Source organism: Xanthomonas sp. NCPPB 1325 (assembly GCF_041477645.2).
Classification (GTDB): domain Bacteria; phylum Pseudomonadota; class Gammaproteobacteria; order Xanthomonadales; family Xanthomonadaceae; genus Xanthomonas; species Xanthomonas cannabis.
The window spans coordinates 4,752,081-4,770,173 of record NZ_CM192985.1; the positions used below are offsets into that span (position 1 = coordinate 4,752,081).

At 63.1% G+C, this 18,093-nt stretch carries 12 protein-coding genes; 5 read left to right on the forward strand and 7 right to left on the reverse strand.

Annotation, left to right across the window (positions count from 1 at the left end; genetic code table 11):
• Positions 1-5: 5 nt before the first annotated feature.
• A complete protein-coding gene (locus ACCQ10_RS20120) occupies positions 6-1,322 on the reverse strand; it encodes an MFS transporter (protein ID WP_372361709.1) in 1,317 nt (438 codons plus the stop codon).
• 462 nt (positions 1,323-1,784) lie between these two features.
• On the opposite strand from ACCQ10_RS20120, the gene ACCQ10_RS20125 reads away from it, so the two are divergent.
• From ACCQ10_RS20125 to ACCQ10_RS20140, 4 genes are all read left to right on the forward strand, one after another.
• Entirely contained in the window at positions 1,785-4,715 is a 2,931-nt protein-coding gene (locus ACCQ10_RS20125; RefSeq protein WP_372361710.1) for a TonB-dependent receptor, read from the forward strand.
• Positions 4,716-4,956: 241 nt separating this feature from the next.
• Positions 4,957-6,444, forward strand: coding sequence for an MFS transporter (locus tag ACCQ10_RS20130; protein ID WP_372361711.1), 1,488 nt, complete (start codon positions 4,957-4,959; stop codon positions 6,442-6,444).
• A 33-nt stretch (positions 6,445-6,477) separates the two neighbouring features.
• Entirely contained in the window at positions 6,478-7,512 is a 1,035-nt protein-coding gene (locus ACCQ10_RS20135; protein WP_372361712.1) for a glycoside hydrolase family 43 protein, read from the forward strand.
• Between the two features lie 342 nt (positions 7,513-7,854).
• Positions 7,855-8,388: a lipocalin family protein gene (locus tag ACCQ10_RS20140; RefSeq protein ID WP_372361713.1), complete on the forward strand. Its 534-nt coding sequence runs from the start codon at positions 7,855-7,857 to the stop codon at positions 8,386-8,388.
• Between the two features lie 87 nt (positions 8,389-8,475).
• On the opposite strand, the gene ACCQ10_RS20145 is transcribed toward ACCQ10_RS20140, so the two are convergent.
• From ACCQ10_RS20145 to ACCQ10_RS20155, 3 genes are all read right to left on the reverse strand, one after another.
• A complete protein-coding gene (locus tag ACCQ10_RS20145; RefSeq protein WP_372361714.1) occupies positions 8,476-8,829 on the reverse strand; it encodes a ribonuclease E inhibitor RraB in 354 nt (117 codons plus the stop codon).
• A gap of 680 nt (positions 8,830-9,509) precedes the next feature.
• On the reverse strand, positions 9,510-10,898 hold the full coding sequence (locus ACCQ10_RS20150) for an RNA/DNA-binding domain-containing protein (protein ID WP_372361715.1): 1,389 nt from the start codon (positions 10,896-10,898) through the stop codon (positions 9,510-9,512).
• Between the two features lie 94 nt (positions 10,899-10,992).
• A complete protein-coding gene (locus ACCQ10_RS20155) occupies positions 10,993-11,565 on the reverse strand; it encodes a hypothetical protein (protein WP_372361716.1) in 573 nt (190 codons plus the stop codon).
• 154 nt (positions 11,566-11,719) lie between these two features.
• On the opposite strand from ACCQ10_RS20155, the gene ACCQ10_RS20160 reads away from it, so the two are divergent.
• Entirely contained in the window at positions 11,720-11,923 is a 204-nt protein-coding gene (locus tag ACCQ10_RS20160) for a YdcH family protein (protein WP_039408929.1), read from the forward strand.
• Between the two features lie 960 nt (positions 11,924-12,883).
• On the opposite strand, the gene ACCQ10_RS20165 is transcribed toward ACCQ10_RS20160, so the two are convergent.
• The 3 genes from ACCQ10_RS20165 to ACCQ10_RS20175 all read right to left on the reverse strand — a co-directional run bounded on the left by ACCQ10_RS20165 (position 12,884) and on the right by ACCQ10_RS20175 (position 17,787).
• Positions 12,884-13,864 (reverse strand): zinc-binding dehydrogenase, encoded by a 981-nt coding sequence (locus ACCQ10_RS20165; protein WP_372361717.1) that lies wholly within the window; start codon positions 13,862-13,864, stop codon positions 12,884-12,886.
• Between the two features lie 264 nt (positions 13,865-14,128).
• On the reverse strand, positions 14,129-16,795 hold the full coding sequence (gene plsB, locus ACCQ10_RS20170; RefSeq protein WP_372361718.1) for a glycerol-3-phosphate 1-O-acyltransferase PlsB: 2,667 nt from the start codon (positions 16,793-16,795) through the stop codon (positions 14,129-14,131).
• Entirely contained in the window at positions 16,795-17,787 is a 993-nt protein-coding gene (locus ACCQ10_RS20175) for a hypothetical protein (protein ID WP_372361719.1), read from the reverse strand. Before ACCQ10_RS20175 ends, plsB begins: the two co-directional genes overlap by 1 nt.
• Between the last annotated feature and the right edge of the window lie 306 nt (positions 17,788-18,093).

Genomic DNA, 18,093 nt, shown 5'->3' on the forward strand with positions numbered 1-18,093 from the left:
ATTCCTCAGGACGAAGAAGGCGTTGCAGTGGTCGCCGGCAGCTGCGCCGGGTCCAGTCGCGGTACCAGAGAGTGCACCACTGCCAGCGCCAGCAGATAGGCCGACCCTGCCATCAGGAACACCGGCACATAACTTCCGGTCGCCTGTAGCAAAAAGCCGATGAAGGTGGCAATGAGCATGCCGCCCACCGCGCCGGCAAACCCGCCGATGCCCACCACGGTGGCCACCGCATGCCGCGGAAACATGTCCGAGGGCAGCGTGAACAGATTGGCCGACCAGCCCTGGTGCGCAGCGGTTGCCAGGCCGATCAGCGCCACCGCCAGCCACAGGTTGTCGGCACGTGCGGCAAACACGATCGGCACCACTGACACCGCGCAGATCAGCATGGCGGTCTTGCGCGCGCGATTGACGCTCCAGCCGCGCGCGATGAAGCGCCCGGCCACCCAGCCGCCGGCGATGCTGCCGATATCGGCCAGCACGAAGATCACGATCAATGGCGCGCCCAGTTGCAGCAGGCTCAAACCATATTCGGCATGCAGGAACTTGGGCAACCAGAACAGGAAGAACCACCAGATCGGGTCGGTGATGAACTTGCCCAGCACGAACGCCCAGGCCTGGCGATGCCGCAGCACCTGCAACCACGACAGCCGTGCCTGCACCGGCTCGTAGATATCGCTGCGGATATGCGCCAACTCCGCTGGCGACAGGCCGGGCTGCTGTTCGGGCGGGTGATAGGTGAGCCACCACACCACCAGCCAGGTGGCGCTCAACACGCCGGTGAACAGGAACGCCGCCTGCCAGCCCCACGCGGTGGCGACCACCGGCACCAGCAATGGCGCAACGATGGCACCGATGTTGGAGCCGGAATTGAAGATGCCGGTGGCCAGCGCGCGTTCGCGCCGGGGGAACCATTCGGCCACCGTCTTGAGCGCAGCAGGAAAATTGCCCGACTCCCCCAACCCCAGGAAAAACCGCGCAATCGCAAAGCCCACCACGCTGGTCGCCAATGCATGGCCCATTGCCGCCAGGCTCCACACCCCGATCGCCAATGCATACCCGAGCCGCGTGCCGAAACGGTCGATCACCGCGCCGCTGCACAACAGCCCCAACGCATAGGCAGCCTGGAACGCGGTGACGATGTAGCCGTACTGGATTTCGTTCCAGCCGATCTGGGTCTGCAAGAATGGCGCCAGCACGCCCAGCACCTGGCGATCCACATAGTTGATGGTGGTGGCCGCCAGCAGCAAGGCGCACACGCGCCAGCGCACCCGGCCCAGCCGTGCCGACGCAGTGACAGGCGCAACGGTGGGCAGCTCGCTCATGCGTGTGGCCTGCACCACCGCAGCCGATCGCCTGCGGCCTGCACAGGGTGCAGGGCGTTGTGCATGCGTAAGCCAGCCAGCTGCCAGCCGGGCGCATCGCTGCCGCGTTCTTCGGTTCGATTCATCGGCCACTGCACCTGCACGAAGGTGGCCTTGCGCCACGGGTGATAGCGCTACCATTACCACGGCATTGCGATAAATCCATCGCGCAGTGCAGCACTGCGCCACCGTATGCATGCGCCTGGGCGCTGGCCTTCGTGCTCGCGCGGGCTGCTTGCGGCCATGCCCCCGCAACTATGCTGCCCTGCAGCGTGATGTTCTGAATTTGGTAGCGCTAACATCCAGCGTCACTGATCGCCCGTCTCCCCACCGCACCATCGCCGCGCCGATTCCAGGCAGCGGCACTCCCTGCGCCGGGGCGATGCGTGGGACATCTGCTCACCTGTTAGGGAAGGGATTACGGTGAAGAACAGCTACGCACATACCGCGTTGTCCTGCGCGTTGGGGTCCATCCTGCTGGGCATGACCAGCGCTGCCGCCTGGGCACAATCCACCGATGCGACCGCCGCGTCACCGCCGCCGGACCCGGCAGGCAGCAACGACGCGGTGACCCAGCTCGATACCGTCACCGTCTCCGGCTACCGACGCAGCATCCAGTTTTCCACCGACGCCAAGCGCGACTCGGTCGGCTTCGCCGATACCGTATTTGCCGAAGACATCGGCAAGTTTCCGGACATGAACATCGCCGAGTCGCTCAACCGTATTCCTGGTGTGCAGCTGGCGCGTGACGTCAACGGCGAAGGCCTCAACATCGCCATCCGCGGCCTGGGCACCAGCTTCACCAAGACCACGCTCAACGGCTCCAGCATCGCCACCGCCTCGATCGGCCTGAACGCGCAGAACCAGAATCGCGAAGTCGATCTGAACCTGTTTCCCACCGAATTCTTCACCCAGCTCACGGTGAGCAAGACGCCCACCGCGAGCATGCTCGAAGGCGGCGTCTCCGGTGTGGTGGACATGCGCAGCGCGCGCCCGTTCGATCGCCCCGGTGTGCACTTCACCTATCAGGCGCAGGCCGACTGGAACAGCACCAGCGAGAAGACCACCCCGCGTGGTGCCTTCATGGGCAGCTGGACCAACGAGGCAGGCACGCTCGGCGCATTGTTCGGGGTGGCCTCGGTGCGCAGCAAGCTCGGCGTGCGCGGCTTCGAGAGCGTGGGCTGGACCAACCCCGGCCTGACCTACACCCAGTGCGGCCTCACCCCGCCGGCGGGCACGCCGGCCACCAATCAACCGGCCGCCTGCAACGTCAACGGCGGCGGCAACTGGCGCATTCCAGACCGCGTGCCGGCCACTGCCGGCAGCGGCCTCACCACCGGCGAAACCATCGATGCGGCGTGGCTGCTGGCACGCAACCCGGGCCTGAGCATCGACCAGATCAGCGATGCCTTGATTCCGCGGTTGGGCCGCCAGGTCTACATGGATGGCGATCGCGACCGCGATGCCTCGGTGATGTCGCTGGAATGGCGCCCTTCCGACAGCCTGCATTTCTATCTGGACACGCTGTATTCCGAAGCCAAGCGCACCACCGAGCGGATCAGCATGAATCTGATCGGCCGCAACGGCAACATGATCCCGCTGGGCATGCAGCTGGACCAGAACAACGTGGTCACCAGCGCCACGTTTGCCAATGCGCAGTACTTTCTGGAAGCACGCCCGTATCGCGAGAACGTCAAGTTCTGGAGCGTCAATCCCGGCGCAGAGCTGCTGTTCGGTGCCGGGCAGGACATCAAGCTCAACGTGCAGGCCAACGCCACGCGCAGCTGGCTGGACCGCGAATCGCCCAGCATTCTGGTGACTTCGCCGTTCACCACCGTGGACTATCGCAACCAGGGCGGCGACCGCCCCTCGATCAGCAGCCCGCTGGATCTCAACGACCCCAACCTGGGCTGGGGCTGGAGCGGTGGCCGGGTCAATATCCAGAACGAAAAACGCGTGACCGAAACGCGTGGCGCACGCGCCGACCTGCAGTTCGGCGAAGACAAGCGCAACATCAAGATCGGCGCCGCCTACGACCAGGCCGAGCGCACCATTCGCGGCTTCGACAACAGCGTGGCCTGGGAACAGGTGGTGTGCCGCGGCGGCGGTGGCAACGTCTGCAATGGCGGGCCTGGCTCGGCGGTGCCGAGTTCGGTGCTGGCCACGTACCTGACGCCCGGCCCGGACGGTTTCATCACCGCCGACTTCGACCGTTTCCTGCGCGACACCAACTACTACCCGCTGCGCGATTCCGCACCGGAAACCAACTCCGCCAACACCGGTGCCTCGGCCGGCGGCATCCGCGAGAAGAACCTGGGGTTCTACATCGAGACCAACGCCGAGACCGAGGTGTGGAACCGCACCCTGCGCATCAACGCCGGCGTGCGTTATGTCACCACCGACCAGACCATCACCGGCCCGGTCACCATCAACGGCATCCGCCGCATCCAGGTGCTGGATTCGGACTACAAGGAAACCCTGCCTTCGTTCAACGCGGCCTGGGATGTGGCCGACAACGTGGTGCTGCGCCTGTCCAGCTCGCGCACGCTCACCCGCCCGGACCCGAGCGCGATGTTGCCCAACACCAACTTCAGCGACCCCTCCGCACAGACCGCAACGCAGGGCAATCCAAACCTGGCGCCGTACCTGTCCACCAACGTGGATTTCGGCGGCGAGTGGTACACCGGCGGCGAGGGCTATGTGGGCCTCACGCTGTTCAACAAGCGCATCAGCGGCTTCACCGTCAATGGCGTGCGGCGCATTCCGTTCAACGACCTGGGCGTGCCGTACGAGAGCCTGCTGCCGATCCAGCAGGCCGGCCTGGACCAGCGCGGTGGCCCGAACGCCGCCACGGTGGACGTGCAGACCCAGGTCAATGCCGAGGGCGTGCTCAATATCCGCGGCACCGAGGCGATCTGGGTGCAGCCGCTGGACAAGCTGGTCGATGGCATGGGCTTCAGCGTCAACTACACCCATGTCACCCAATCCTCCGAAGGCGAAGGCATCCCCGCCGTTGCCGTCGGCGTGGCGCCGAACCTGTGGAACGGCACCGTGTACTGGGAAAAGAACGCGGCCTCGGTACGCCTGTCCTACACCTGGAACGACGACATGGTGATCTCCGGCGCCAACCAGAACGGCATCCCCTACGCACGCCTCAACGCCGATGCACGCGGCCAGCTGGATCTGTCGGCCAGCTATGCGCTGGACTGGCTGCCATCCAAGCCGCAGATCACCCTCAACGTCACCAACATCACCGACGAGCCGCTGCGCACCACCTACGCCTGGCCCAACGCAACCTACGATCTGTACGAGCCCGGGCGCACGGTGATGCTCGGCATCCGCGGTACGTTCTGAGCGTGCGCCTCGCCATGACGACGCGGGTGCCGGGCCGGTGCGGCCGCTCCACCGCACGCGCGCGGTCTTGCCGCAGGCTCTGCGCAGTGCGCGCCGTCGCCCCCTCCCTGGCGACGGCGCGCACGGTTTTGCTGGACACTTCAGCCGCCATGCCTGCTGCCGCGATCCGGCTGGATTGCGGCCGGCGGTATGGCGCGCGCCGCGGCGTTTTCCGCAGCACTCTTCGAGCCCGCCCCACCTCATGAACGATCGGTCACAGCAGCTCTCCGTGCGCGAAAAGATCGGCTACAGCCTGGGCGACCTGGCGGCCAATCTAATCTTCCAGACGCTGGTCACCTTCCTGGCGTTCTTCTACACCGATGTGTTCCGCATCCCGGCAAGCGCGGCGGCCACGTTGATCTTCGTGGTCGGCCTGCTCGGCGCGTTCGTGTTCACGCCCATCATCGGCATCCTGGCCGATCGCACCCGGACCCGCTGGGGTAAGTTCCGCCCGTGGATCCTGTGGACGGCACTGCCCTTCGGCGCATTGTCGCTGGCGGCGTTCAACACGCCCGACCTCGGCGAGCACGGCAAAGTCACCTACGCCTTCGCCACCTACACCTTGCTGATGCTGGTCTACGTGGCCAACAACCTGCCCTATTCGGCGTTGAGCGGCGTGCTCACCGGCAGCATGGAGCAGCGCAACAGCCTGTCTGCGTATCGTTTTCTGGCGGTGACCTTTGCGCAGTTCATCATCCAGGTGCTGCTGCTGCCGCTGGTGCTGATCCTGGGCAATGGCGACAAGGCGCAAGGCTTTCGCAACACCATGGCGCTGTTCGCCGCGGTCGGCACGCTGTGCTTTCTGATCACCTTTTTCACCACGCGCGAGCGCGTGCTGCCGATCACCGAACACCGCAGCAGCGTGCGCCAGGACCTGACCGACCTGGTCCGCAACAAACCCTGGCTGGTGATGCTGGCACTCACCATCCTGGTGTTCATCAATCTCGCCATGAAGGGCGGGATGTACATCTACTACTTCAAGTACTACCTCGACGCCGGTGCGCTGACCCACTTTCTCGACGCCGCCGGCTTCAACCGCTTCATCGCTGCCATCAACAGTGTGCTGACCGGTGCCGGCATGAGCGCATTGCAATGGCCGCAGGACGCACCGACCTCGGCCTTCAGCGTGTTCAGTGCGGGCGGCATCCTGGCGATGATCGTGGGCATCGGCTTTTCCAAGCGCCTGGCGGATCGCTGCGGCAAGCGCAACGTCTTCGGCGGCGCGCTGCTGATTTCCACGCTGTTTTTGCTGGCGTTCTACGTGTATCCGCCGGATGCGATTGGCTGGGTATTCGCCTCCTACGTGCTGCACGGATTTTTCTACGGCATCACCATCCCGCTGCTGTGGGCGATGATCGCCGACGTGGCCGACTACTCGGAGTGGAAGAACCACCGCCGCGCCACCGCGATCATCTTTTCGGCAATGTTGTGCGGCCTGAAGATCGGCCTGAGCGTGGGCGGCGCATTGGTCGCCGGCATCCTGGCGTTTTACGGCTATGACGCAGCACTGCCCCAGCAAAGCGCGGCGGTCGCCGACGGCATCCGTCTGGCCATCAGCGTGTATGCCTCCCTCCCGTTCCTGCTCGGCACTGCGCTGCTGGCGCTGTACGAAATCGACAAACCGCTGGAAACCCGCATCGAACACGAGCTGGGCGTGCGCCGCCAGGCCGCTCCATCCGCTTCGCCATGATTTCTCTCTCCCACCTCATGCACAGGTACGCGCATGTCCGATGAACTGGAAGCCGCTGCACTGCAGGCGCTGACGCGCACCGCCATTTCCGCACCGCTGGTCACCCACCTCTACACTGCCGACCCGTCCGCGCATGTGTTCGACGGCGCGTTGTATATCTATCCCTCGCACGACATCGATGCCGGCGTGGCCTTCAGCGACGACGGCTCGCATTTCGACATGGCGGACTACCACGTGCTGCGCATGGCGCACCCGGGTGCAGCGGTGGAAGACCTCGGGCAAGTGCTGCACGTGCGCGATGTGCCCTGGGCGCAGCGGCAGATGTGGGCACCGGATGCGGCACAACGCAACGGCAAGACCTATCTGTACTTTCCCGCAAAACGCGCCGATGGCATGTTCCAGATCGGCGTGGCGGTGGGCGATCGCCCCGAAGGCCCGTTCGTCGCCGAGCCGCAGCCCATCGCCGGGACGTACTCGATCGACCCGGCCGTGCTTGCCGCCGACGACGGCGCGCATTACCTCTACTTCGGCGGCATCTGGGGCGGCCAACTGCAGCACTACCGCAACAACGCTTACGCAGATACGCATCAGGAACCGGTGGGCGACGCGCCCGCACTCGGCCCACGCGTGGCGCGCCTGCACGAGCACATGACCGAACTGGCCGAACCCAGCCGCGAAGTCGTCATCCTCGACGAACACGGCACCCCACTGCGCGCAGACGACCACGCCCGCCGTTTCTTCGAAGGCCCCTGGGTCCACCAACACGCCGGCCGGTACTACCTGTCGTATTCCACCGGCGACACCCACCAGATTTGCTACGCCACCAGCGACTCACCCTACGGCCCGTTTATCTATCGAGGCGTGCTGCTCGCACCGGTGGTCGGCTGGACCACGCATCACTCCATCTGTGCCTTTGACGGCCAGTGGTATCTGTTCTATCACGACGCCAGCCTGTCGCAGGGCCAGACGCATCTGCGCAGCATCAAGATGACCCCGCTGCAGCACGACGCCGATGGCAAGATCGCCACGATTTATCCGTATGGCGCCGATGCGGTGTCGCCTTGGTGAGGCGCCCTTGGGCAACCGCCTGCCGGGTTGCATCAAGCCCGTCATCGCTCGACCGCTGGCATTGAACGACACGTCCTGTCACCGCTGCCGTTTCAAGGCACCTCGTGATCTCACTGCGACTCACTAGACCTAGCGCAAACGGCTCGTTGAGCGAGCATTGCGTGGCATGCGCAACGCGTGCCTCTGGCGCTTCAACGCTGCCGTGATGTAGCGAGCGCGACCGCCATGTTGCTGCCAACGACTGCATATTGCGCCGAAGCCGGTACTGCAGCGCATGAGGCTGCATCCGGACGCATCGCAACTACGTAGGTGCATGCATCTGCCCTTGAGTTGGAGATTGCCATGCGAGGTCGTTCGATGCTGTTGTTGCTGACGCTCGCGATCTGGGGGAGTGCAAGCGGGCGCGAGCCGCGTCCCGCCCTGCCCCGCGCGGACAGCGTCGACGTGCCACGCTTCATGGGCGACTGGTATGTGATCGCACACATCCCCACCCGGCCGGAGCGCAAGGCCTATGACGCGGTGGAGCGCTATGCGCTGCGGCCGGATGGACGCATCCAGACCACCTTTACCTTCCGCAAGGGCAGCTTCCAGGCGCCGCTCAAGTCCATGCATCCGGTCGGCCAGGTGGCAAAGGACGGCAATGGCGCGCTGTGGAGCATGCAGTTCCTCTGGCCGTTCAAGGCCGAGTACGTGATCGCTTGGCGCGATGCCGAGTACACGCAGACCATCGTGGCGCGCAGCAAGCGCGACTACGTCTGGTACATGGCGCGTACCCCGCAGGTTTCAGAGGCCCACTATCAGCAGGCCGTTCAACGTATTGCCGCAATGGGCTACGACGTCTCGCAGCTGCGCCGTGTGCCGCAGTCGCAGCGATGATCCGGTAAGACACCAATACGGTAAACGGCTGCGACGCGAGTTCAGCGATGCACTGGCTGCATCGCCGGCTCTCGCACACTGACTGCGTCAAACGTCCTTGTCACTTACGGAAATCTCCCAGCCGTCATTCAAACCACCCAACGGCTTGGCCTCCGTTGCCAACTCTTCCTCAAATGCACAAATCGCCTTGTACGTCGGCACCATGGTCGGATACACGGTCACATCCATCGGAAACGCCGTGTTTTCCGGGTAATGGCAACAACGCACCTTCTGCTCGAAGCGCAGCAACGTCACCGAAAATTCCAGCGCAGATTCCTTGCTCGGGAACACCACGGAAAACGCAATCTCGCGTGGCTTGGAAAGATCCACGCCCTGCTGGGCAATGTGCCAAAGGGTCTCGCCGTTATCATCTTTGGGATAAAGTTCTGGATTTCGTTGCATGGGGCTTTGTTCTTTGCGGGTGGTTGGTCGAGTAAAATCTTAGCACCAGCTGATGTGTCAAGCGCCAATAACTGTAAGCCTAAATCAAAAAGCTAACAACTTATAAATTTGTCTTCTGATTATAACTACCACTCGCTAGCCAAGTCATTCTTCCCAAGTAAATTACTGACCAATGAGGTGGTAAATATTCGCGAGGCAAATTATTGCTCACCAATTGCCAGTAATTTAAGCCTGCACATTGACCTTTCAAGGCATCAGTAGCCCGGCGCGCCACTAGCGTTTAAACTCCACAAGCAGTATTACCAAACGGCGGCTATTTGCCCCCTTTACTTTGGCACTTATCGCTATCTCCGCTCCCACGTGGAGATGAAGGCAGCAACTGCATCAGGAATTTCTGCAACTCATAACGTAAAAAAACACTTAGCCTCAGCTCAGCAAATTGTCTGAGGACGGGTAAAGCGTAAAGTCCGAATGATCTCAGCGACGCTACAAAATATTTCTATCGGCGATCTCATTTTCATGGACATGAGGCAAGATATTATTGCCACCCATGTGAACTGAGTGGCTAATGACCGCCCAACTTAATAGTAGACGGGCGAAACAACTATCCCACCTCTGTTTATTCACCATCCCAGCGATGACTTATTGAATAGAATTGCGAGCGCAGCCCACCTTAAAATCTAGGCTGGACTTTTCTTTCGCCACGCCGCTTTATTTCCTTTAAGCTCAGGAATCATTTCGATCACGCCAGCATCTCTGAGCTTGTAGAATTCTGATTTTACTGCGTTTTCGCTTTTTATACCGGTAATATCTCTAGCCTGCTTATTGGTTATTAAATCATGCTTCCCAAGGAACTCCATAATGGCTTCCTGAGGCGTAGCTAATGGCGCATGAGGAATTATCACTCGAACATAATTTCCTTCATCCACAATTTCAGGACTTCTCAGTCGCCAATCTTTCATGCGTTGAAATGCGGTATTTAATCCCTCGCCAATGTCCTTGTTTGGTGGATTTTTGTATTTAGATAATATTCCGACTATGCGTGGATTTCTCGCATAACGCACATCAAGAATATTTTCTCGAGTTACAAAACCAGGAAGTCTTCCGGGGCTGAGCACTTCAATCCTGTTGTCAAAAATTAGAATCTGGACATCATCAGACACCGAGTAATCTCGATGGATTATTGCATTGACAACGATTTCCCAAAGGGTTTCTGGCGGATAAGCCATTGACTTTGGCCCATCAGTCGTCCACACATTGATCGAAGACATAATTGCAGTTGTTCTTTCAACAGCTTTATGTATCAGATCATAAAGGGGGCCCTCTATACTTTCAATCGGCCCCAAATTATCTCTTTCTGGGTCATCCTCTTTTGTTTCGTATCGAATTATACGAACAGAGCATTTTTTCGGCATTACCGCTGCAGGCTCGGAGGAAAAGAGCAATAAGCCCGCGACCTTTGGTTTGAAATTTTTTCTATCAAGCAAGTTTCGATTGATAGCCAAGTCTAAAGGGTCTGTTCCTAAAGAGTAATCTTCCAAGAATCTGGAAATAGCTAGGGAGTCAACTACATCCTCGGCTATTGCACTTTCGACAATGTAATCTTCGTATGACGAGGCCCCTTTCGCAAAGGAAAGAGCTGTGATACGTGACGGATCTTTAACTGGAAGCGACTGGGCTCCTTTTCGTTCATATACAGTACTATCTGACGCTCTATGAACAGCTTGGCTCTTCTCAACTTGTATCTGTAAAACGTACCCTCTAGATTCCGTCCACTTTAAGAATGAAATTTCCATGGGCAAAGAGGGTTGAATATCAACAAGCGCCTGTATTAATTGATTATATTCCTCTAAATTTTTAGCGCCCTGCCATCTTTTTGAAACATCAGGCTGATCAGAATCATCGCCAATTCCAACATGAATGTCACCTCCATCTGTGTTTGCAAATGCGACAGCTATTTTTTGCAATTTTGCTCCGCTAATTGCCGCAGCCTTTCTGTCATAGAAGTGATCTTCTGCTTTTGAAGAGATGCGCAATACATCTGATTCTGAGACTGTAATTACCTGCATCTTAAATTCTCCCAGATATATTTGGCTTTAGCCTGCATTGCACGCGCATGGAATGTTGTGTGAAAATTTAAATGTTTAATTCAATGTTAGTAACTCATGGCACCCAGATCAGGTTCATCAACTGTGGATCTGCGGTCACCTTGACCAGCTTGCCGCTGGGGCCGAACTGCACCTGGTACTCGGAGAAGCTGTCGCGCCAGTAGCGCCACAGCGAGGCTTCCAGGTTGGGGTTTTCGCTACTGATCGGGTAGCCGACCGCCATCAGCACCTGCTCGCGGGTCATGCCGCCGGTGAGCTTGCCGTCCACGATGGCCTGGCGGATCTTGGGCGGGAAGCTGGCGAGCTTGAGCTTGGGGTCGGCGGTGACGACGTAGCGGGCGGCGAAGGTGGTGTTGTCCAGGTCGCGGCTGTAATCGTTGCCGATGGACTGCTTTTCGCCGGCGATCTTGAGGTTGACGCGGTTACGGCCGAAGCCGGTGACGCTGACCGGGGTGCCGACCGGGAGCATGCGTTTGCCGTCTTCGGCGTAGTTGCTGTCGCTGATCCAGCTGCCGTCGGTGCGCAGGTTGCAGCACAAAAAGCCGTCGTACTTGGCGACATCGGCGGCGCTGGCCAGGTTGGCGGCGGTGAGCAGGCCCAGGGCCAGCAGGGACGAATACAGACGCATCGTAAGACTCCTTTCTCGACGGCCGTAGCCGCGCGGCAATGATGGAATGAGGTGCGCCGCCGTTTCCCCGAGGGCGCGCGGGCATTGTCGCAGCCTGCAGCCGCTTGGCAAGCGCGGGTGACGCGCGTCGCCGCAGGTTGTGTATGCTCGGGGCGTGGACACCCTCTTACCCGCCGAGATCGTCGAGCAGATCGCCGAGTTGCGACGCGCCCACCGCGCGTTGGACGAGGAGATCCAGCGCATGCCTGCAAATCTGGAAGACGAGCTGCAGATGAAGCGGTTGAAGAAGCGCAAGCTGCAGATCAAGGACTGCATCATCCGGCTGGAAATGGAGCTGGTGCCCGACGAGCCGGCATAAGGCCGCCTTGCGCTTGGGTCTGGTTGCTTGCATGCGTGCGCTTGGCGGGGTGACCGCCTGACCCCGTGTGGGACACCCGACTGAACTGCGGTATGCAGGCGTGCGTCGTCGGCAGGGTAACGGCATGGACCCAATGGGGGCGCTGCCTTGCGGCTGTGGCGCGCTGATTGGCGCCTGGCAGGTTGGTTGGCGCCTGGCGATGCACGACCTGCGTTTGTTTGGGCGACGCCGCTTTCCCCCATCCGCCCTTCGGGCACCTTCCCCCGCAAGCGGGAGAAGGGAGAACCAGTGGACTACCGTGTGCGGCTGCTCAGCCGGCGCGCAACCGAATCTTGCCGCCGCCGCCTTGGTTGGCGCCTGGCGATGCACGACGTGCGTTTGGGCGACGCCGCTTTCCCCCATCCGCCCTTCGGGCACCTTCCCCGGCAGGTGGGAGAAGGGAGGACCATTGGACTATCGTGTGCGGCAGCTCAGCCGGCGCGCAACAGGATCTTGCCGCCGCCGCCTTGGTTGGCGCCTGGCGATGCACGGCGTGCGTCTGTGTGGGCGACGCCGCGTTCCCCCATCCGCCCTTCGGGCACCTTCCCCCGCAGGCGGGAGAAGGGAGGACCACTGGACTACCGTGTGCGGATGCTCGGCCGGCGCGCAACCGGATCTTGCCGCCGCGCCTTGGTTGGCGCCTGGCGATGCACGACTTGCGTCTGTGTGGGCAACGCCGCGTTCCCCCATCCGCCCTTCGGGCACCTTCCCCCGCAGGCGGGAGAAGGGAGGACTATTGGACTACCGTGTGCGGCTGCTCAGCCGGCGCGCAACCGGATCTTGCTGCGGCGCCTTGGTTGGTGCCTGGCGATGCACGGCGCGCGTCTGTTTGGGCGACGCCGCTTTCCCCCATCCGCCCTTCGGGCACCTTCCCCCGCAAGCGGGAGAAGGGAGAACCAGTGGACTACCGTGTGCGGCTGCTCAGCCGGCGCGCATCAGGATCTTGCCGCCGCGTCCCGGCTCGGCGCTGGCGGCGGCTGCCTTGGCCGCATCGGCCAGGTCGAACACGGCCTCCACCGGCAGTGCCAGCGTACCGTCGACAGCGGCCTTGAGCAGTTCGCCGATCATGCGGCGCTTGTCTTCGGGTTTGGTGGCCTGCATGACCTTGCTGCCCCAGAAGCCGCGGACCGTGGCCTGCTTGAAGATGACATCGCCGCTGGAAATCTGCAGCGGTTCGCCGGTCATCGAGCCGAAGGAAATCAGCTCGCCGCCTTCGGCCAGCAGGCCCATCAGCTCGCCTGCCGCCTTGCCGGCGACCGAGTCGATGGCGCGCACGATGGGCGCGCCGCCGGCCAGCGCGCGAACGGTGTCTTGCCAACCGTCCTGCGCAGTCGACACCGCGTTCCCGATGCCCAGCGCCTTCAGCTCGTCCACGCCGGCGTCGCGACGCACCAGATTGATCACGTTGATGCCGCGCGCCGCAGCAAGCATGGCGACCGTCTTGCCGACCGCGCCGTTGGCGGTGTTCTGCACGATCCAGTCGCCTTTTTCGACCTGCAAAAACTCGATCAACATCAACGCGCTCAGCGGCATGGCGATCAGCTGGCTACCACGGTCGTCGTCAAGTGCGTCGGGCAGCGGGACAACGCCGCTTGCATCGGCCAGAAAGAACTCCGCCCAGCTTTCGTGCACGCCGGCCGCGACCACGCGCTGGCCAACCTGCAGGCCGTCGACGCCTTCACCGAGTGCGTCGATCACGCCGGCCGCTTCGCTGCCGCCGATCGCCGGGAGTTCGGGCTTGTAGCCGTAGTTGCCGCGCACCGTCCACAGGTCGTGATTGTGGATCGGCGAACGCCGCATGGCGATGCGGACCTGGCCCTTGCCAGGCTGCGGTGTGGGGCGTTCTGCGAGTTCAAGCACCTCGGCCGGGTCGCCGAACTGGGTGTGGATGGCTGCGCGCATGAAAGTCTCCTGCCGGGCACGCCCATCAGTGCAACGCGCCCGATCGCTATGAAAGGTAGCGCGATGCTAGCGGCACGGCTGCAAGAGGGGGATGAAGCGGGCAGAACTGTTGCGTGAAGTTGGTGAGACTTGCGCAGCGCGCCGGCGGTGGATCTGGTTGAGGGCGGAGCTGGGCCATTTGCTTGCTGACCGGCCCTCATCCGCCCTTCGGGCACCTTCTCCCGGAGGGAGAAGGGAGCGTCGTCGGCGTCGGGCAGCGCCGCGTTACTCAGCCGGTGGCAGCGCCACATCCGGCTTGACCGCTTCGGGGCTGACCCGCTCGATGGTGTGGCGCAGCTCGCGGCCCAGGATGAACTTGGCGTCCTTGGCCCAGGCATCCAGGCGCTCGTCGAACACCAGCTTGCTGTTCTCGTCCGGCCACACCAGGCGCAGCTCGCGCAGTTTCTGGATGAAGCTGCGGAACAGGGTCTTGTCGAAGAATTCCGGCGCGGCCGGTGCGTACAACAGGCTCAGGCGCTGCGCGGCCTGTTGGCACAGACTTTCCAGTTCACCGGCACCGAGCACGCCGGGGCCGTTCTTCACCAGCACCGAGATGGCGATGTAATAGCGCTCGAAGGCCTGTTGCAGCGAATGACCGATCGCACGCAGACGGAACACTTCGTCGGTCTGCCCGGTGTTGCGCGCCAGGATGCCGCCGTCGTCGTCGGTGACGTTGAGCAGCAGGCCTTCGCGCACGAACATGTCGATGGTCTGTTCGATGCGCTCGGCAAAGCGGTCTTCGCTCCACGGCAGGAACAACTCGGCCTGCAGGAACGGGTACACCGTGCGGCCCAGGCGCAACAGACCGGCGCGGCTCATGCGGCGGTTGTTCTGGAAGCAGCATGCCACCCACGAGGACGCGGTGAACAGGTGCAGCACGTTGTTGCGGAAGTAGCTCAGCAACACCGCGGTATCGCCGCTGACGCTGAGCACGTCGCCCAGTGGGTGCGACACACGCGTGAGCACGTTGATCTCTTCGGCGTGGGTGATGATGCGCGCCGGCGTATGCGGGGTGACGGTGACGCGGTCCGAGTACGGCATTTCGGCCAGCAGCTTCTTGCACAACTCGATCTGCGCGATCAGGTCGGCCTCGCCCATCGCATGCTTGGGCGTGGACAGCAGCGCCAGCGCCAGCAGGTTGATCGGGTTGACGTCGGCGGCGCAGTTGATGCGGGTCTGGATCTGGGTGGACAGCGTGTCCACCGCCGGTGCCAGCCAGGTGGGTTTTTCGTCTTCCGGCAGCGGCTGGCCGTCCCAATCGGGCGCGTGCTTGGCCAGCACGTCATTGAGCGCGATCGGCTCGCCGAAGTTCACCACCACCTGGCCGTAGTTCTGCTTGAGCACCTTGGGGATGGACCACAGCAGGCCCCAGATGGATTCCTTCTCCTTGGGCCGGCCGGTGAGCTCGTCGAGGTAGCTGTTGCCTTCCATCAGCTTCTCGTAGCCGATATACACCGGCTGGAACAGCACCGGCTTGCGCGGCTGGCGCAGATAGGCGCGCAGGGTCATGGCGATCATGCCGCCCTTGGGCTGCAGCAACCGCCCGGTGCGCGAGCGCCCGCCTTCGACGAAGTATTCGATCGAATAGCCGCCAGCCACCAGCTGCGCGACGTATTCGCTGAGCACTGCCGAATACAGCGCGTTGCCCTTGATCGAGCGGCGGATGAAGAACGCGCCGCCCTTGCGCAGCAGCGTGCCGACCACCGGCAGGTTGAGGTTGATGCCGGCCACGATGTGCGGCGGCACGATGCCGCGTTCGTACAGCAGGTAGCTCAGCAGCAGGTAATCCATGTGGCTGCGGTGGCTGGGCACGTAGACCACTTCATGCCCGGGCGCGGCCTGCTTGAGCTTGTCCAGGTGATGCACCAGCACGCCGGCGTAGATGCGGTTCCACACATGGGTGAGCAGGAAGCTGGCCGAACGCACCACCGGGCTGGAATAGTCGGCGGCGATTTCCCAGGCATAGGCATGCGCCTTGCGCCAGGCATCGACCGGCTTGGAGTTGTCGCGCTTGGCCTGGGTGGCGATGGCCTCGCGCACCGAATCGGCGGCCAGCACCTGGTCCACCAGCAGGCGGCGGGTGGACAGGTCCGGCCCGATCACCGCCTCGCGGATGCGCCGGAAGTGCGTGCGCAATACGCGCTGCAACTTGCGCAAGGTGCGCTCGGGCGGCAGCCCTTCGGCCATGGTCTGGCGCAGCGAGATCGGCGGGGCGAAGCGCACGATGGTGGTACGGCCGTTGAGCAGCACCGACAGCAGGCGGCGGAAGCGGCCGACCAGCGCCCAGTTTTCCGAAAACAGCACCGCGAACCAGCCGCTCTGCTTGTCCGGCGCGCGGCCGACGAAGATCGACACCGGCACCAGGTGCACGTCCAGGTCGGCGCGCACGCGGTGCGCCTGCAGCAACTTGGCCAGCGAATCGGAATGGGTCTTGCCGCCGCGCTGCTCGGGAATCAGCGAATTGCTGCTGCTGCGGCGCGACAGGGCCAGATACGCGCGCTTGCGCTCCAGCGGGTCGCCCGGCAGCGGCACCAGTGGCGACGGCAGGCCGACTTCGCGGCAGGCCTTGTCCAGGATCAGCGCGTTGGACAGGCCGTAGTCTTCCAGCACGTACACCACCGGGCGGCCATCGTCGTAGCGGCCGGGTTGATCCGGCTCGATGGTCAGGCTCAGCCAGGGGTCGGCCAGCCGGCCGAGCAGGCGCGCCCACCACGGGCGCTTGGCGCTACGGGCAGCGGCAACGCCGGGCGCGATCGCCGGCGCGACCTCCGCAGGCAGCGGCGCGGCAACCGGCAACGCCGCCGCCTGGGCAGCGGGGTCGGCGGCAGCGTTGGAGGGAGCGGGCTGGCCGTCAGGAAACGGCAGGGGATTCTGTTCTGGCATCACGGGCATTATCGCCCAGCCGGGCGTTGCCCGGTGTCGGCGGGCGTGGCGGGCGGGACCGCCGGAGTATCGGACGCCGGCGCGGCGCCCGGCAAGGCCGGTGCCGGTGCCGGTGCCGGTGCCGGCGCGGCACTGAGTACGGCCTGCACCTCGTCCTGGGTCTGCTGCTGGTACCAATGGCCATCGCGCTTGATCAGCGCAACGCTCAGATCGATGTCGTGGGCGGCCAGCGGATAGCGCAGCCGGACCTGGGCGGTGTCGGCGTCCTGCTTGATCAAGCCGGTGCGCAGTGCGTCCAGGCTGCTGTCGATCGACAGGCCGTAACGCTCCAGCACCTTCTTGCAGGTTTCCCAAAACGGCCCGAGCCGGCGCAGGCTTTCTTCCATGCCCAGCTGCTGCAGGTCGGCGTCGGAGGTAATGCCGGTGGCACGCGCGGCGGTCACCAGATCGGCGATGCTGGCCTTGGCACGCGGGCGGTCGGCCAGCGGCGCGGTGGCGGCCCAGGCGCTGAGCGCATCGACCAGCTGCACATAGTGGGCACGCTGCTCGGGCTGGTAGTCGTTGCGACTGCGCAGGTACTGAACGCCGAACTGGCCCAGCGATTGCGCGGCCTGGGCAATGCCCCGCGACTGCCCGGCCAGCTGCGCATCGAAGGCCTGCTGCAGGCGGCGCTCGGCATCCGGGGCCGACAGCGACCCCAGCAAGGCGCCCACCTCGTTGGGCAGCGGCAGCTCGGTCAACGGCCACCGGCTGGCACCGCTGCGCCAGGCCGCTTCGAGTTGCGTGTACTGCGTGGGGGTAACCCGGATGCGCGCATAGGCAACCAGGTCGTTACGCCGCAGCGGCACGGTCATCGACTGCATTGCAGCGGCCGGCTCGGCCTTGGCGCCGGGCAACGGCGCGGCAGTGTCGGTGCGCTGGCAGCCGGCCACGCACAGCGCCGCAAACAGCCCCCACGCGATGAACTGGAACCGGCCGGCGCGGACGGTAGATGGCGACATGCGCACGCTGTTCCCCTGATCGATCGGCGCATCTTGCTGTCTGAATGCACCGGCGGCAAGGCGCGCTTCACACCGTGCGCCACGGTATGGGCCAAAGATGTTACGTTTTCGTCGCTACCCCGGCGTTGTCAGTCGGTGTCTGCCGTTGACGCGCGTTGTCTCGCCGGACAAATTTGTCCACTCACCAGGTCGCAGCCCTTGTCCCAGCGATGTTTGGCCCGATGCTGCATCGCATCATGTAAGCGCTTGCAGATCCTGCTAGCGTGCGCGCCATCTCGCTTCGAGGTCGCCATCGGATGGGGCCGA

Coding starts and splice junctions, on each gene's coding strand:
- ACCQ10_RS20150 (WP_372361715.1), bottom strand. CDS start 10,898: ATGCAGGTAATTACAGTCTCAGAATCAGATGTATTGCGCATCTCTTCA.
- ACCQ10_RS20135 (WP_372361712.1), top strand. CDS start 6,478: ATGTCCGATGAACTGGAAGCCGCTGCACTGCAGGCGCTGACGCGCACC.
- plsB (WP_372361718.1), bottom strand. CDS start 16,795: ATGCCCGTGATGCCAGAACAGAATCCCCTGCCGTTTCCTGACGGCCAG.
- ACCQ10_RS20155 (WP_372361716.1), bottom strand. CDS start 11,565: ATGCGTCTGTATTCGTCCCTGCTGGCCCTGGGCCTGCTCACCGCCGCC.
- ACCQ10_RS20145 (WP_372361714.1), bottom strand. CDS start 8,829: ATGCAACGAAATCCAGAACTTTATCCCAAAGATGATAACGGCGAGACC.
- ACCQ10_RS20140 (WP_372361713.1), top strand. CDS start 7,855: ATGCGAGGTCGTTCGATGCTGTTGTTGCTGACGCTCGCGATCTGGGGG.
- ACCQ10_RS20165 (WP_372361717.1), bottom strand. CDS start 13,864: ATGCGCGCAGCCATCCACACCCAGTTCGGCGACCCGGCCGAGGTGCTT.
- ACCQ10_RS20175 (WP_372361719.1), bottom strand. CDS start 17,787: ATGTCGCCATCTACCGTCCGCGCCGGCCGGTTCCAGTTCATCGCGTGG.
- ACCQ10_RS20130 (WP_372361711.1), top strand. CDS start 4,957: ATGAACGATCGGTCACAGCAGCTCTCCGTGCGCGAAAAGATCGGCTAC.
- ACCQ10_RS20120 (WP_372361709.1), bottom strand. CDS start 1,322: ATGAGCGAGCTGCCCACCGTTGCGCCTGTCACTGCGTCGGCACGGCTG.